At 31.3% G+C, this 16,676-nt stretch carries 15 protein-coding genes; 14 read left to right on the forward strand and 1 reads right to left on the reverse strand.

What is annotated here, in order from left to right:
* Positions 1-250 precede the first annotated feature (250 nt).
* Positions 251-889 carry a sugar-binding protein gene (locus tag B0A81_RS02550; protein ID WP_089056563.1) on the forward strand — a complete coding sequence of 213 codons (639 nt, stop codon included), beginning with the start codon at positions 251-253 and terminating at the stop codon, positions 887-889.
* 166 nt (positions 890-1,055) lie between these two features.
* On the opposite strand, the gene B0A81_RS02555 is transcribed toward B0A81_RS02550, so the two are convergent.
* Positions 1,056-2,093, reverse strand: a complete 1,038-nt coding sequence (locus B0A81_RS02555; protein ID WP_089056564.1) for a LacI family DNA-binding transcriptional regulator — start codon at positions 2,091-2,093, stop codon at positions 1,056-1,058.
* Between the two features lie 231 nt (positions 2,094-2,324).
* On the opposite strand from B0A81_RS02555, the gene B0A81_RS02560 reads away from it, so the two are divergent.
* The 13 genes from B0A81_RS02560 (at position 2,325) to B0A81_RS02620 (ending at position 16,638) form a co-directional block, all read left to right on the forward strand.
* The gene (locus B0A81_RS02560) at positions 2,325-3,416 is read left to right on the forward strand and encodes a mevalonate kinase family protein (protein WP_089056565.1); all 1,092 of its coding nucleotides are present in this window, start codon (positions 2,325-2,327) and stop codon (positions 3,414-3,416) included.
* Between the two features lie 9 nt (positions 3,417-3,425).
* On the forward strand, positions 3,426-4,298 hold the full coding sequence (locus B0A81_RS02565; RefSeq protein ID WP_089056566.1) for a sugar phosphate nucleotidyltransferase: 873 nt from the start codon (positions 3,426-3,428) through the stop codon (positions 4,296-4,298).
* A gap of 173 nt (positions 4,299-4,471) precedes the next feature.
* The gene (locus B0A81_RS02570) at positions 4,472-5,845 is read left to right on the forward strand and encodes a sugar MFS transporter (RefSeq protein WP_089056567.1); all 1,374 of its coding nucleotides are present in this window, start codon (positions 4,472-4,474) and stop codon (positions 5,843-5,845) included.
* 32 nt (positions 5,846-5,877) lie between these two features.
* Positions 5,878-7,806, forward strand: coding sequence for a glucosamine-6-phosphate deaminase (gene nagB, locus B0A81_RS02575; RefSeq protein ID WP_089055122.1), 1,929 nt, complete (start codon positions 5,878-5,880; stop codon positions 7,804-7,806).
* Between the two features lie 296 nt (positions 7,807-8,102).
* The gene (locus B0A81_RS02580; RefSeq protein WP_031454937.1) at positions 8,103-8,339 is read left to right on the forward strand and encodes a DUF3820 family protein; all 237 of its coding nucleotides are present in this window, start codon (positions 8,103-8,105) and stop codon (positions 8,337-8,339) included.
* Between the two features lie 195 nt (positions 8,340-8,534).
* Positions 8,535-9,857: a glycoside hydrolase family protein gene (locus tag B0A81_RS02585; protein ID WP_089056568.1), complete on the forward strand. Its 1,323-nt coding sequence runs from the start codon at positions 8,535-8,537 to the stop codon at positions 9,855-9,857.
* Between the two features lie 76 nt (positions 9,858-9,933).
* Complete coding sequence (locus B0A81_RS02590; RefSeq protein ID WP_123922150.1) at positions 9,934-10,512, forward strand: hypothetical protein; 579 nt, start codon at positions 9,934-9,936, stop codon at positions 10,510-10,512.
* Positions 10,513-10,571: 59 nt separating this feature from the next.
* Positions 10,572-11,165: a hypothetical protein gene (locus tag B0A81_RS02595; protein ID WP_089056570.1), complete on the forward strand. Its 594-nt coding sequence runs from the start codon at positions 10,572-10,574 to the stop codon at positions 11,163-11,165.
* Entirely contained in the window at positions 11,162-11,764 is a 603-nt protein-coding gene (locus B0A81_RS02600; protein ID WP_089056571.1) for a hypothetical protein, read from the forward strand. Before B0A81_RS02595 ends, B0A81_RS02600 begins: the two co-directional genes overlap by 4 nt.
* Positions 11,761-12,348 (forward strand): hypothetical protein, encoded by a 588-nt coding sequence (locus tag B0A81_RS02605; protein WP_089056572.1) that lies wholly within the window; start codon positions 11,761-11,763, stop codon positions 12,346-12,348. The genes B0A81_RS02600 and B0A81_RS02605 overlap by 4 nt, the downstream gene beginning before the upstream one ends.
* A 17-nt stretch (positions 12,349-12,365) precedes the next feature.
* The gene (locus tag B0A81_RS02610) at positions 12,366-14,552 is read left to right on the forward strand and encodes a peptidase domain-containing ABC transporter (protein WP_089056573.1); all 2,187 of its coding nucleotides are present in this window, start codon (positions 12,366-12,368) and stop codon (positions 14,550-14,552) included.
* Entirely contained in the window at positions 14,545-15,870 is a 1,326-nt protein-coding gene (locus B0A81_RS02615) for an HlyD family efflux transporter periplasmic adaptor subunit (RefSeq protein WP_089056574.1), read from the forward strand. The genes B0A81_RS02610 and B0A81_RS02615 overlap by 8 nt, the downstream gene beginning before the upstream one ends.
* 45 nt (positions 15,871-15,915) lie before the next feature.
* Positions 15,916-16,638, forward strand: a complete 723-nt coding sequence (locus B0A81_RS02620; protein ID WP_089056575.1) for a tetratricopeptide repeat protein — start codon at positions 15,916-15,918, stop codon at positions 16,636-16,638.
* The last annotated feature ends 38 nt before the right edge of the window (positions 16,639-16,676 follow it).

The raw sequence follows: 16,676 nt of genomic DNA on the forward strand, positions 1-16,676 counted from the left end.
TTGTTGGTGTTGTTTTATTAAAACTTTATGAAATTCGTAATGATAATATGAGCTAAATGATAATTCATCAGGCTTTTCTTATCGCTTTAAAATAATTTCAGGCAATTTTATTTTTATTTGTGGTGTGTTTTTTTCTTGAATTTTAAACTACTTTAGTGATCTCGAAAAAAGCAAAAAATAATGACGTTTTTTTGTTTCATTTTTGGTTTTTGAAGAAATAAAAAATTAACAAATTTTAAGAAATGTAATTGTGAAAGAATATCAAGTAATTTTAGTAGAGAAACAAGGGCGAAATTCTGATGAAATTTTAGATTTTAATACTTGGGAAAAAGCAAACTGTTTGACTGATTTTTGCTCTCCTTGGAAAAGTGATTCTATTTCTAAAATTGAATTTAGAGCTTGCTGGGATCTAGAAAATCTCTTTTTTAATTTTAGAGTTTTTGATACTGATGTTTATATCGATAAAAAAGATGATAGTATTGATAGTATCGGAAACTCAGATAGAGTAGAACTCTTTTTTAGAAAAGATGAGAAACTAACTCCTTATTATTGTCTCGAAATGGATACTGAAACAAGAACTATGGATTTTGAGGCTTATCCAGACAGAAAATTTGATTTTAATTGGAATTGGCCCAAAGACAATTTACATTTAAAAGCTTCAAAAGATGAAAAGTCTTTTACTGTTGAAGGTAAGATCAGTGTAAAATCACTTGAAGAATTAGATTTAATTCAAAATAACACAATTGAAACCGGTGTGTACCGAGCTAAATTTTCTAAAGCAGAAAATGGAGCATACGAGCCAACCTGGATTTCATGGGTGAATCCAAATACTGAAACGCCTAATTTTCATACCGCTTCTTCTTTTGGCAGATTTATTTTGATGAAATAGTTTTTTTTAGGAGCAAAGCTTCAAAGAGGCAGAGGTTGGGAGGTTTTAAATAAAAAAATCTAATCTGCTAAATTTGCGTGCCATTTTGGTTTGCGGATTTAGCAGATTAGATTTTTAGTGTATATATGATTTTAAAAGAAAACTACTGTCTTCGTAACAAAACGGATTAAGCGTAAAACGAAGCATTTTCGACATTAATAATATCGATAGGAAGTAAAATAGTTTCAGGAATATCTTTTCTAAATAAAAAGTGTTCAACCAAAGTACTGACACCTAAATAAGCTTGTCTTTTTTGATTTTGATGAATTAAAAAATGAACTAATCCTTGATTCAAGAAGTTTACATTCTTCTCAATTAAATCATAACCAATAATTGCAATTTTTTTGTCTTTTGCAGAAGTTAATAGAGAAGCAATTTGATACGCTTTGGAAGTCGTGATAAAAATGCCTTTTAAATTAGGATGTTCTTCTAGAAAAGCGGTAAACTTAGTTTCGATATTTGAGTGTTTTAGTTTTAAAGTCGTTAAAGAGAAATCGGAAAGATTTTTCTCTTCAAAATAATTTCTAAAACCTTGTTCCTTTTTCTGCATGTGAACTGCATTTTTAAGGCTTTCATCAATATGTATAATTGCAATTTCACCATTTGGTAAAATCAAATTCATTAAACTCGCAGCAACACGACCGCTTTTATACAAATCTTGCCCAACAAAACTTTTAATAGAAGAAGATTCAACCTGATTATTAAAAGTATTAACCATAATATTCAATTCGTCGTACTGCTTGATAATTTCAAGAGTTTCTTTATGAAATAAAGGCGCTATTAAAACAGCATCAGGCGATTGATTGATGATTTTTTCGTTAGTACTTAAAAACGATTTAGTGCTTTCTGGATTAAAATAATGTGTTTCAATAATAACACTGTAAGCTTTAAACTCCGTTTTGGCATCCTGAATACCATTTACACAAGGCAGCCAGTACGGATCGATTCCCGGATCAGGCAGTAAAACGCAAATACGATAAATCTTATTATTTTTTAAATTACGAGCAATTAAGTTAGGTTCATAGTTAATCACATTCAAAACCTCGTTTATTTTGTCAAGCGCTGTAGGAGAAACCTTCCCTCTGTTATGCAAGACTCTGTCAACAGTTCCTTTAGAAACTCCTGCCATTTTTGCAATATCCTTAATTGTGTACTTTTTATCCATATAAGCAAATATAGAAACTTTGATTTGATTATTTAAAATAGGACTTCATAATTATTTAGTGTGCTCGAGGACATTTTTACGGTGTGTTCGAGCACATTTTTTTAATTTTACTTGTTTTATAAAAATATAATCTATAGTTTCGTGGAGTTAAAATTGAAAATCAAAAAAATATCCATAACCAAGAAATCATTATAAACTATTGTTTAGTAATGACTTAATGACTCTTTTTAAATGAAAAAAATTACTTCATTAGCCCCAGGTCGGACATGTCTCTTTGGAGATCATCAAGATTATTTAGGATTACCGGTTATTGCCTGTGCAATAGATCGAAATATAAAACTAACCGCAGAACAAAATAACACCAATACTTTTGTTCTAAACATGATCGACATTGATGAAGTTAGAACTATTGATATTAACGCAGCTTTTGAGAAATTAGAGCCTCGCGATTACTTTGCTTCGTCGCTGCGCGTATTGCGCAGATACGGTTGTGTGCCAAACACAGGTTATAATATTACAATTACCGGTGATATTCCTATAAACTCTGGAACATCAAGTTCGTCAGCCTTATTGATGGCTTGGATTCGTTTTTTAATCGATGCTTTTGGAGTTGATCATGAAGTAACTCCTGAATTCCTGTCGAAATTAGGATACGAATCTGAAGTTTTAGAACATGGCGAACCGGGCGGAATGATGGATCATTTTAGTATTGGAGTAGGGAATATCGTGTATATTAATACAAAAGAACCTTTCTCTTATCGAATTATCGGAACAGGATTAAAAGGGTTAATTACAGGAGTTTCAGGTGTTCCTAAAGAAACAATTGGTTTGATTGGAGAAATAAAAGGAAATGCATTGATGTCTATAGGTATTGTCAAACAAAATTTCCCTGATTTTGATCTTCATGCCTCAAAAATTGAAGATTTTGATCGTTATCGAAATTGTCTGCCAGATCGTTTAATTCCGTTTTTTGAAGCCGCTCTTAAAAATTATCACTACACAAAAGAAGCTTTAAAAGAGTTTGAAAAACCAGTTTTAGATCTTAAAAAAATTGGAGAATTAATGAATCAGCATCACGAAGTTTTGCGTGATTTATTGAAAATTACAGTTCCTCGAATTGATGCTATGATTAATGCTGCCTTGCGAGCAGGTGCTTACGGAGCTAAAATTGTAGGTTCTGGCGGCGGCGGAAGCATTGTAGTAATTGCAGATCCGCAAATTGAAGACTCAGTAATCGAAGCTATTTTAAGTGCAGGAGCTCAAGAAGCCTACGCTGTAAATGTAGATCCAGGAGTAAGAACTATAGAAAATATCGAAATTTAAAAAATAAATATGCACAACAATTTAGTTATTCTTGCGGGCGGAGCATCATCCCGCATGAAAAAAGAAGCAGTTTTAGATAATTTATCACCCGAAGAAATAGCACAAGCCAACGAGAGAAGTAAAGGCTTAATTGGTGTTGGCTCTAGCGGGAGACCTTTATTAGATTATCTTTTATTAAATGCAAAAAAAGCAGGTTACACAAATATCTATATTATTATTGGAGAGCAGGGAGAGTTGTTTAAAGAGTTTTACGGAAGTAAAAATGTAGATAATGATTTTCATGGACTCAATATTTCATTTGCAGTACAGTATATTCCTGAAGGAAGAGTAAAACCATTTGGTACTGCCGATGCTTTGTTTCAAGCTGTAATGCAGTTTCCTGAATTAAACCTGCAAGAATATTCAGTTTGTAACAGCGATAATTTATATTCTGCAGAAGCTTTGAGAGCACTTAGAGAGACAAATAGTCCAAACGCATTTATCAGTTACGATCGTGATGCACTTGATTTTCCGCTTGAAAGAATTTCGCGTTTCGCAATCGCCAAACTAGACGAGAATAATCAATTATTAGATATTCTAGAGAAACCAACAGCAGCAGATTTAGAAAATTATAAAGATGTTGATGGAAAAATACGAGTAAGTATGAATGCTTTTAAATTTAACGGAAGTACTTTATATACGCATCTTAAAAATTGTCCGGTAAATCCAGAACGTGATGAGAAAGAGCTTCCTACAGTACTTTTGAACTCAGTAAAAGAAAACCCAGGAACAACATTAGGAATTCCATTTTCAGAACATGTTCCCGATTTAACCGCAAAAGAAGATATTGCAGAAGTAAAAGAATATCTTAAAAAATATTATCCAGTTTTGAACTGGGAATAAAAATTAACAAAAAATTCATATCTAATTTAGGACAGAATACAACATATTAGATTACTTTTGCAGTGCAAAAAAAATGCATAAAAATGCATAAAATACGCATACCGATTGTGAGTGTTGGTACTAAATTTAGGTTGAAAATATAAAAATCTATTAACTATCAACCCAAAAGTATTATGTCAAACATTGAAAGTGCCATACAAATAAACAAAAGGAGTGCAATTATTCCGATGGTCATACTGACCGCTTTATTTTTTATTCTCGGATTTGTAACGTGGTTAAATGGACCACTAATTCCGTTTTTTGAATTAGCTTGCGAATTAACCTCTTCTCAAGCCTATTTTGTAACTTTTGCCTTCTATATAGCTTATTTTGTAATGGCAGTTCCATCATCTTGGGTAATTGAAAAAGTAGGATATAAAAATGGTATTTCATTAGGTTTGCTCATCATTGCTGCCGGAGCATTTATGTTTTATCCCGCAGCAGAAAGCAGAACTTTTTTACTGTTTTTAATCGCTTTATTTGTCATGGGAACTGGTTTGGCTATATTACAAACAGCAGCAAACCCATACGTAGTCGTAATTGGACCTAGAGAAAGTGCGGCAGCAAGAATTAGTGTTTTAGGAATTGCTAATAAACTTGCTGGATTTGTTGCACCTATTATATTAACAGCTTTAGTGTTGTCAAACATGCAGGATTTCACTGCAGATAAAATTGCGCTGCTCGATTCAGTTTCAAAAGCAAATGCTTTAAATGCGCTCGCATTGCAATTACAGACACCATATATTTATATGGGGTTGATTATTGTTGTTCTTGCAATATTGGTAAAATTGTCTCCGCTTCCTGAAATTGATCTTGATGAAGATGGAAATATAACAAATTTGAGTATTTTTAAGCAAATTAAAAACGCATTCAAACGCCCACAATTAGTATTAGGAGTTGTAACTTTGATGCTTTATTTAGCAGCTGAAGTTTTAGCCGGAGATTCTATCGGAGGTTTCGGAAAACAATTGGGAGTTTATGGTGATGAAGGAAATTTTTATTTAAAGTTAACTTCATTTACAATGTCGGCAATGGTTGTAGGATATATTTTAGGAATATCACTAATCCCAAAATACCTTTCTCAGGTAACTGCCTTAAAAGCTTCAGGGGTTTTAGGTATAATTTTGGTTTTAGCAATCGTTTTGATCTCACCAAATATAATGGTACAATTGCCAGGAGTTCCAAATTTGCCAGTTGTAATACTTTTAGTAGCATTACTTGGATTGGCAAATGCACTTTGCTGGCCTGCAATTTGGCCAATGGCGCTTGAAGATCTAGGCGGATATACTAAAATAGGAAGTGCCATTTTGATTATGGGTATCATTGGCGGTGCAATCTTTCCTTTGTTTTACGGTCTAATTACAGAAACTATAAATGCATCAAATATAGCAGACGGAACGCAGGCGGTTTCTAAAAGCGGAAACCAAATTGCTTATTTAATGCTGCTGCCATCCTATTTAATGATTCTTTTTTATGCAGTAAAAGGTCATAAATATAGAAGTTGGTAAATTAATGAGAAATTAAAATAAACTACTATATCATGTTAAAAAGTAAAATCGACAAAGCAACAGGTTTCGAAAAGCGATTCGAAAACATCAACACGGTTGTTTTTGAAAATTCAAACGAAGCTTCAAAAGCAGTTGCTCAAGAAATTGCAGCTTTAATTCAATCGAAACAAAAAGAAAATCAACCTTGTATTCTAGGTCTTGCAACAGGTTCTTCTCCAAAAGGACTATATGCAGAGTTAGTTCGATTGCATAAAGAAGAAGGCTTGAGTTTTAAAAACGTAATCAGTTTCAACTTAGATGAATATTACCCGATGGAACCAAATTCTATCAATAGTTATGTTCGTTTCATGAAAGAATTACTTTTTGATCATGTCGATATTTTACCAGAGAACGCACATGTTCCTGATGGACTTTTAACTAAAGAACAAATTGCTGACTATTGCCACGAATACGAAGCAAAGATTGAAGCTTTAGGCGGAATCGATTTGCAGATTTTAGGAATTGGAGGAAACGGACACATTGGTTTTAACGAATCAGGTTCGCTTCAAAACTCTAAAACACGTTTAGTAGCTTTAGATCATATTACTAGAGTAGCTGCAAGTAAAGACTTTTTTGGATTGAACAACACACCAAGAACTGCAATTACGCTTGGAGTTAAAAAAATAATGGAAGCTAAAAGAGTTATCCTATTAGCTTGGGGTGAAGGAAAAGCAAATATTGTAAAAAGATCAGTTGAAGACGAAGTTACAAATCGTGTTCCAGCTTCTTTCTTACAAGAACACAATAATGCCGTTTTTATTTTAGATAAAGAAGCTTCTTCAAAACTGACAAGAATCAACAAACCTTGGCTTGTTGAGAAAATTGAGTGGACTGATAAATTAACAAGAAAAGCAGTTTTAGGATTGGCATTAGATCTTAAAAAACCAATTTTAATGCTTACAGATGCTGATTATATCGAAAACGGAATGAGCGATTTATTAGCTGATTCAGGTCCGGCATACGATACTAATATTAAGATCTTTAATAAATTACAAAATACAATTACAGGCTGGCCAGGCGGGAAACCAAATTCAGATGATGCAAATCGTCCAGAAAGAGCAGAGCCTGCTAAAAAACGTGTCTTGATTTTCAGTCCGCATCCAGATGATGATATCATTAGTATGGGAGGAACTTTTATGCGTTTGCAAGAGCAAGGACATGAAGTGCATGTAGCATATCAAACTTCTGGAAACATTGCTGTTGCTGATGATGAAGCACTGCGTTTTGCTAGATTCGTAATTGATTACAACGAGAAATTCGGAATCAAAAGCGAAGAAGCCGATAACATTTACAAAAAAGCACAAACATTCTTAGAGAATAAAAAGAATAGTGAAATTGATATTCCTGAAGTACGTTATATTAAAGGATTGATCAGAAAAGGTGAGGCGAGAGCAACAAGTCATTTTGTTGGATTACCAGATGAGCAGATTCATTTCATGGAACTTCCGTTTTATGAAACAGGTACAATTGAGAAAAAACCAATTGGACAGGAAGATATTCAGTTAACAATGGATTTGATTGAAAAAATTAAACCGCACCAAATCTATGCAGCAGGAGATTTAGCAGATCCACACGGAACACACAAAGTTTGTTTAGATGCTATTTTTGAAGCAGTAAAAGCTTTAAAACCAAAATCATTCATGGATGACTGTTGGTTATGGTTATACCGTGGAGCTTGGCAAGAATGGGGAATTGACGAGGTTGAAATGGCCGTGCCAATGAGTCCAGACCAAGTTTTGGCAAAACGTCATGGAATCTTCAAACACCAATCTCAAAAAGATGGAGTTGTTTTTCAAGGAACAGATGCTAGAGAGTTCTGGCAGAGAGCTGAAGACAGAAATGCAGAAACAGCAGCTTTGTACCACCAATTAGGTTTGGCTACTTACGCGGCTATGGAAGCATTTGTGAGATGGCATTACTAAGAGACTATTCCGAAGCTTCGGGACTGAGAGGCTATCCTAATAGTTATCAGGACTAAGTTTTATAGAATAAGATTAGATTTTTTGTCACAGATTAAAAGGATTTGCACAGATTTTATTATTCTGTTTTTGATACAAATTTTTACAAGTTAATTCGTGTAATTCGTAGCGAAAAAAAATCATTTAAATCTTTTTAATCTGTGGCAGAAGAAAAATAAAAAAATAGAATAGCTTTGCATATAATTGAAGCAAGAAGAAAGATCAGTTCTTTCTTCTTGCTTCTTTTTTTCTTCTAAACTATGGAACAAGACAAAAAACTTCTTATAAAATTAGCGCACACCAAAATGCCTTTCGGAAAATACGAAGGTCGTTTTTTAATAGATTTACCTGAATATTATGTCGTTTGGTATCATAATAAAGGATTTCCAAAAGGAGAATTAGGGCAGCAGCTTCAGTTGATCTATGAGTTAAAATTAAATGGCTTGGAAGAGTTGATTCGTAATATTAAGAAGCAGTATCCTAAGCCTTTAAAGTAAAATTTAGTTTTTCAAAATCTCATCAAGTACGATGAGATTTTTTGTTTTAGAATAATATTAATTGTCATTTTATAATTTCTTTTGATTTGGTATATTGTGGTTATTATTTAATAAAATAAGAAAAAAAATACAGTTATTGTTTTTTATATCCAAAAAATAATATATTCGTAGGAATTAACACTTTATTAATATTATATGAAAACTAGAAAGGTAAATTTTTCAGAATTAGAGAATAATATGAAAAGAGAAGAAAAAATGCATATTCTTGGAGGTGGTGCTAATACACTGGATCAATTAGGACCTTCAGATGATACGGATTTTGATTATTCCAGCGGCGGCGGGTTTGGGATGACTGGGTTTGGGCAAGGTCCTTTTGTCAGCGGAAGTGCTAATAATTTTTCCCAATTAGGTTCTTATGGAAGTTCTTCTTATAATAACTCATCTTATAGCGGCAGCTCTTATGGGAGTGGTTCAGGAAATAATAATAACAATAATTATTATTCGGGTTGGATTTCAGACACAAATAGTTTAGTAACTGCTAATCCAAATGACATTTATAGGTTTCTAAATTTTGTAACTGATGGTATTGCAACAAACCCTCAATTTTCTTGGAATACAATTAGTGCATTTTTATCTAATGAATTGACTCCTTTGGGGAGAACTCTAAATGATTCAGCTTATGGTGCTATTTTGCTAAACAATGTTACCGTAATTAATAACTATAAGGGACCAAGTACTATTCCGCAAGGAGTTGTTTATAATAATGGTATTTTAGAACTTGACTATTCGTATTATAATTCTGGCACTACAAATAATGGTGGAGGTTCATACGGCGCAACTCAATCTCGTACATCTGCAATTTTAAGTGCTTTTACAAGAGATCAAGTAGTAAATGGTTTTAATAAAATTGATTTTTCGGGAATGATTTTGGATCCAATTCAAGATTGGGATCCAATCAAAAAAGAATATGATTACAACAATCCTTTTCAGCCAAATATGAAGATTAATGTTGAAGGAGCAATAGCTATAGCTTTGTATGAACAGTTGTCATTATCTGTTTATGATAACGATGGGTCTATAAATGGTACTGCTACAATTGGTTTTGGTCATAAATTACATCCTGGATTAATAACGTCCACAGATCCAAAAACAATTACTTTTGACCAAGCAATATCTTATTTTGCTCAAGATATTATTAAAACAGAAAATGTATTGAATCAAAAAATTGAAAATATGGATTTGACAGGAATGTTTAATAGAAGTCAGTATTTTGCATTGTTTGATATGGCATACAATGGAGGAAATTCATCAGATAGTATATTAACAGCAGTTCTTAATGGTATGAAGTCAGGTGGGGTAGAGATGGCAAATAAAGTCATAGAAGATGCGTATCGAAATGCTGATCCTAAAAAAGGAATAATGGAGAGGAGGTATTTCGAAGCACAAGCTTTTATTTATGGAAGATCGTTAACTCCTGAAGAATCTAAAACTGAATTAATAAATTTGGGGCTTAAATAGTAAGATTACAATGATTATTAATATTTATATGAGGCAGTTATGTCTTTTTTTGAATATGTTCCAGAAGAAAAAAAATATGAAAAAATACACAATCATTTCCATAATATTGAATGGAATTTTGCTTATTACTTTAATTATATTATTTAATAATTATTTTGAAGTTAGAAATGAATTTGAAATTTACAAAAAAACAGATTCAATTAAGCGCGAAAATAAAGAAATTGCTAGGATAGTAGACAAAAATGATCCCATTTATATATATAATACTCATAAGTTCTCTCGAGATACGGGATATACAAGTTATGATTATAATATGAATACTGGTGAGAGGCTTCAGTTTGCTGATAGTCTTTTAAATAAGGTAGTAAAAGATAAAATTGGAATGTTGGAAAAATATATTAAGGTAGATAGAGATATGGTCTTAAAAGTAAAGAATAACTCTTTTTTTGTTAACGCCTTAAAAGTTAATATTGCGCAAAAAGAAAATCTTATAAAATCTCAAGAATTGTGGAGAAAAATGAGATTGTTAAATTCAGAGAATGTAAGGTTAGGATGTGATGGAGCGACAGGATGTACAGGAATTGTTAATGATGCTGATATAAAGTATGTTTTAAGAAGGATAGAAGAAATAAAGGATGTAAATGGATATAATTAAAGAGCTAAGAATAGGTGTGATGATAGTAGCTTTAAAAGTATTGTCCAGTTAAAATTAAGATGATAAAGAGTAAAATTATTTTGTTTTCAATTTCATTTTTGTTTTTTTTAAATTCTTGTGGTAAATGCATAGAAACACATTTAACAGATGAAGAGCGTATATGGTTCAAAGCATATGAAAAAGGGCAAATCATAGTTTTTAAAAGTAATTTGGGTAATTTAGATACCTTACTGGTTCATGAAAAGAATGAAGGACATGGTAATGAAAATTGTAATTATTATGGTATAGGCCCAATTCAACCACACATAATGAATATTACACTTAAACGTAAAAATTGTAAAAACGAATCAAATTGTAATGCAGGTATATCAATTAGTAAAAACAAAGAAAATGAAAAATGTTTTCCAGGTTTTTATGCTTTTGGTTTATACCAGGATGGTAATCTTAAAGATGAGAGTTCGAAAGTAACAAACTTTAAGTTGTCTACAGTAAAGACTATATATAATGAAGTTTATCATTTTGAGGATGGTTTAAATGCAAAAAATGTTACACTCGTTTTTTTAAAATCTTTTTATTGGGATAAAAAAGGAGGCTTAATTCGTTATGATACAAATGAGGGAGAGATTTTTGAATTGTTAAAAATTACAAAATGATTATTCTAAAAAGAGGAATAATTGTTTTAGTCATTATTCTGTTTTCTATTGTCATAAATTCTTGTGGTAAATGTGTAGAAACCAACCTGACAAAAGAAGAACGTGCGTGGTTCTCTGTTTATGAAAAAGGTCAATCAATAGTTTTTAAGAGTAATTTAGGTAATTTGGATACTTTATTAGTATCAGAAAAAATTGAAACGCATAATAATAAAGATTGCAATTATTATGGTATAGGCCCTATGCAGCCCAATATAATGTTTATCACTATCGAATCTAAAGTTTGTCATAATGCCCCATATTGTAATGGAGAAATATATATAAGTAAAGATAAAATTGACGTAAGCTATTTACCAAGCTTCAGTCTTTTCGGTTTAAATCAAAAAGGTGAGCTAACAGAAGATGCTTCAAAGTTCAGAAAAATTAATCTAACTACAACAAATATTCTATGTAGTCAAGTTTATCATTTTGAAGATAATATAAATGCGAGTAATGGAGGTAACAACTATTTAAAATCTTTTGATTGGGACAAAAAAGAAGGTTTGATTCGTTATGATACAAATGAGGGAGAGATTTTCGAATTGTTAAAAATTATAAAATGATTATTCTCAAAAGAGGAAGATTTTTTTTATTCATTATTCTGTTTTCTATTGTTATAAATTCTTGTGGTAAATGTGTGGAAACCAACCTGACAAAAGAAGAGCGTGCGTGGTTCTCTGTTTACGAAAAAGATCAAACTATAGTTTTTAAAAGCAATTTAGGTAATATTGATTCTCTTGTAGTAACAGATAAGTCTGAAACTTTTGGGAATAAAGATTGTAAGTGGGTTGAAATAGGGACTATTCAGAATAATATGTTAAAACTTAATTTAAGGTCAAAGGCTTGTAAAAGTAAAGATTTTTGTGAAGGGATTATGATGATTAGTAAAGATCAGCCAAATCAACAAGCACTGCCTTTTTTTAGAATTTTTGGATTAGAATTTTCCCCTAATTCAGGGGCAAATAAAATGATAACTAAAAAAGTAAATTTTGATCACGTAAAACTAGAATATTCAGATGTTTATTTTTTTGAAGATAAATTAAATTGTAATAGTTATGGCAGTAATTTTTTGAAATCTTTTTATTGGGATAAGAAAGCGGGCTTGATCAGATATGAATTCATGGCGGAGAGATTTTTGAATTACTAAAAAAATAAGATATATAAATGTTTAATTTTCCCCACGAGTATCAACTTGATGCCAAAGACTGTGGTCCATCTTGTATAAAAATAATTGCTAAATTCTATGGCAGGTTTTACAGCCTGCCTTTTTTACGCGATTTATGCGGTATTACTAGAGAAGGAGTTAGTTTTTTAGATTTAAGTGATGCCTGCGAAAAAATTAGTTTGCGTACTAAGAGTATTAAGATAGATTTTAATACCTTAAAAACAATTCCGCTGCCTTGTATTGTACACTGGCAAGACAATCATTTTATTGTAGTTTACAAAATAAACCATAAACAAGTATTTGTTTCAGATCCTGCAAAGGGTTTATTGAAATACTCTTATGAAAATTTTAAGAATAGCTGGCTGAAAGAATCTGAAACCGGAGCGGTTTTAGCCATAGAGCCAATGGCTGATTTTAAACAGCGATCTATCGATGACAAGTTAGAACGCCGCAAAACATTTGAAAATTTCTTAGGTTATTTTACCCCCTACAAAAAAAGTTTTATAAACTTATTTGTGGTAATGCTGATCGTAACAGTTTTACAGGCTTTTTTACCTTTTATTTCAAAAGCTGTTATAGATGTTGGAATTCAGACTAACGATTTAGATTTTATTGATCTTGTTCTAATTGCTAATATCACAATCATTGTCAGTATTCTGCTAAGCAATATGATACGTGATTGGATCTTGCTTCATCTAACCTCAAGAATCAATATTTCATTAATATCAGACTATCTAATTAAATTAATGAAACTGCCAATTACTTTCTTCGAGAATAAATTAATTGGAGATATTTTACAGCGAGCACAAGATCATGAACGTATTCGTGATTTTATAATGAATAATTCTCTCAATTTTATTTTTTCCATTTTAACCTTTTTCATTTTTGGAATTATTTTGTTTATATACAGCCCTATTTTATGTTTGATTTATGTCATTGGGAGTATATTATTTATTAGCTGGGTCTTATTCTTTTTGAGGTTTAGAAAAAAACTGGATTGGGAGTATTTTGATGTTCATACTAAAAATCAAAGTTATTGGGTAGAAACGATAGGAAGTATTCAGGATATTAAAATCAATAATTACGAAAAGCAGAAAAGATGGAAATGGGAAGCCTTGCAGGTTCAATTGTTTAAAATTGATCAAAAGATATTACGAATTACAAATGCCCAAAATCTGGGAGCGCAATTTATCAATCAATTAACCAATTTGGTAATTACTTTTTATTGTGCGAAATCTGTAATCAAAGGCGATATAACTTTTGGGGTAATGATCTCTACTCAATTTATAATTGGAATGTTAAATGGACCCGTTATGCAGTTTATTTCTTTTATCCAATCAGGGCAATATGCTAAGATAAGTTTCTTACGCTTAAATGAAATTCATGAATTAGAGAACGAAGAAGAAAATGATATTAATAATAATATAAAACTGCCAGAGAATAAAAGTTTGTTTTTAAGAAATGTAAGTTTTCAGTATAGTCGTAATGGTGATTATATTTTAAGCAATCTATCGCTCATGATTCCTGAAGGTAAGGTTACTGCAATTGTTGGTGACAGCGGAAGTGGTAAAACCACTTTGTTAAAGTTAATTCTAAGATTGTACAAACCCACTCATGGAGAACTTTCGATGGGAAATTTAAATATCCAGAATATTAATTTAAAACAATGGAGAGAAAGTTGTGGTGCAGTAATGCAGGATGGTAAAATTTTTAGTGATACTATTCAAAATAATATTGTTTTAGACGATGAAAATATTGATTATGAAAGATTGAAAAAAGCGGTAACAGCTGCAAATATAGCAACTGAAATTGAAGCAATGCCAAAAGGTTATCAAACAATGATGGGAGAAAATGGAAGAGGCTTGAGCGGTGGGCAAAAACAGCGTGTTCTTATTGCAAGAGCTTTGTATAAAGATCCTGATTACCTGTTTTTTGATGAAGCAACTAATTCACTTGATGTCATTAATGAACAAAAAATTGTTGTTGCATTGGAAGAAATATTTAAAAATAAAACTGTAATTGTTGTAGCGCATAGATTAAGTACAATTCGCAAAGCAGATCAAATTATAGTATTGAAAAATGGGTATATCACCGAAATAGGAAATCATGATATGTTAATGACTCGCGAAAACGGGCACTATTATCAATTAGTTAAAACGCAAATAGGAGATACAGTAAATGGCTAGTAAAGGATTCCATAAAACACTTAATGAAAATAGAACAGAAGAAGTTGCTTCAATAATCGAAAGAATGCCAACTAAATTTGGTGCAACAATCACTGGAATTGTTATTGGGCTGGTTTTACTTTTACTTCTCTTTGGTTGGTTAATTAAATATCCATCAATTTTATCCGGGCAGATTGTTATCAATACACAACAAGCTCCAGTAAAGCTAATTGCTTCGACTTCAGGAAATATTATTTTATTAAAAAACAAATCAGGAGTAAAAATAAATGCAGGAACATATTTAGCGTATATAAAGAATGAAGCAAATTTAGATGATGTTCAGGTATTGGATAAATTACTTTATGTAACTAATATTCATCAGATTACTTACAATGAACATCGTCATTTGTTTCCTGAAAATTTATCTTTAGGTGAAATAAATAACAAATACTTTAATTTTTTAAATTCATTATATCAATATTTAGATTATTCAGTACAACAGCCTTATGAGTTTCAAAAACAGATAAATCAAAAGTTATTAGAGTTACAGCAAAGTAAGTTTTCTCAATTAAAAAGCGATTTTAAAAATCAAGAAATCAAATATAACATTTCACAGAGTCTTTTTAAAAAGGATTCAATTTTGTTTGAAAAAGAAGTAACTTCAAAAGCAGATATTGAGCGATCTATTATTGCAAAAGCCAATAGTATTTTAGATTACAATGCTATTGACAAAGAAATTAATAATGCAAATTATCAAATAAAGGAAACCCAAAACAAAACTCAAGTTATCGCTATTGAAAAAGCAGTAAAAGAAAGAGAACTAGTTATTAATTTGTTCAACAGTTACTATGATTTGATAGATGCAGTAAAAAAATGGGAACGTACTTATGTTTTTGTCTCTCCTATTAATGGTAAAGTTGATTTTTTGAATTTTATAAAAAGTAACGACTATATTCAATCAGGGCAAGAATTGTTTAAAATCGTCCCAGATAATAACCAATTAATAGGTCAAGTTAATTTACCAGAAAATGGTGCAGGAAAAGTAAAGGCTGGGCAAGGTGTAATTATTAAGTTGAATAATTATCCGTATAATGAGTATGGCTCAATAAAAGGAAAGGTGAAAAGGATTTCGCTTGCAACAAATCAACAAACGCTTTCAGATAACCAGAATAAAATCAATTCTTATCTTGTCGATGTTATTCTGCCATCAGGTTTGAAAACTAATTATGGAGTAGAATTAAACTTTCATGCCGAAGCAAAAGGAACTGCAGAAATTGTTACGGAAGATAGAAGATTAATAGAACGATTTTTTGATAACTTGAGATATAAATTGAAATAGTCTTTGTTAATTTGGAAATGAAAAGAGTTATTAAAAAAAAGACAAATGAAAATATCAGTTTTTAAATTAAAGCAAAGAAATGTTGGAAATTTTTTAAAGTTGCATTTACTCTTTCTTTTATTTACTCAAAGTTCTTTTTCTCAGACTAGTGATGAAAAGAAAGTTATGATTGACGGCGAAAAAGCTTTTTCAGAAAATAACTTTACACTGGCAAAAGATATTTATTCACAAGCAGTAAAGCTGGATGAAAAAAACAGAAATTTTTGGTACAATCTAGCGGCTTCTGAGCTAGCACTGGGAGAGCGCGAAAACGCATGTGAGCATTTTTATAAAGCTTATTTATTGAATGACGGAGAAGCATTAAATGCAATAAAAGAAAATTGTCCGAATTTTAGAAATGGTTCAATCATGGCAGTAAACGATGTTGACGAAAAGCCTAAATTTATTTATAAAGATAAAGAGTATTTACTTTGTGAAAAAGGAGTGTTAAGTTCAAAATACGTTGATTATATGGCAAAGGAATTAAGGAATTCTAGGGTGTTAGGAAAGAAAGCAATAGGTCGAAAGGTATATGTTCTAATAGGAATAAGTAAGGCTGATAGTTTAAATATAGAAGTGCTTAAAGTTACAGGAAATCAGGAAGATGTTTCAGCTGTCAAAGATGAAGTCATAGCTGTTTTTAAAAACGCGGCGAGCTATATTTCAGCTAAAAATAAAGGTGTAAATGTAGATTTATGGGAAAAATGGGCTATTCCATTAAGTTTTTAGAATAGTGCATTCGCTTCATAACAAAAGCAAGCCTTATT

The organism is Flavobacterium plurextorum (assembly GCF_002217395.1).
Classification (GTDB): Bacteria; Bacteroidota; Bacteroidia; order Flavobacteriales; family Flavobacteriaceae; genus Flavobacterium; species Flavobacterium plurextorum.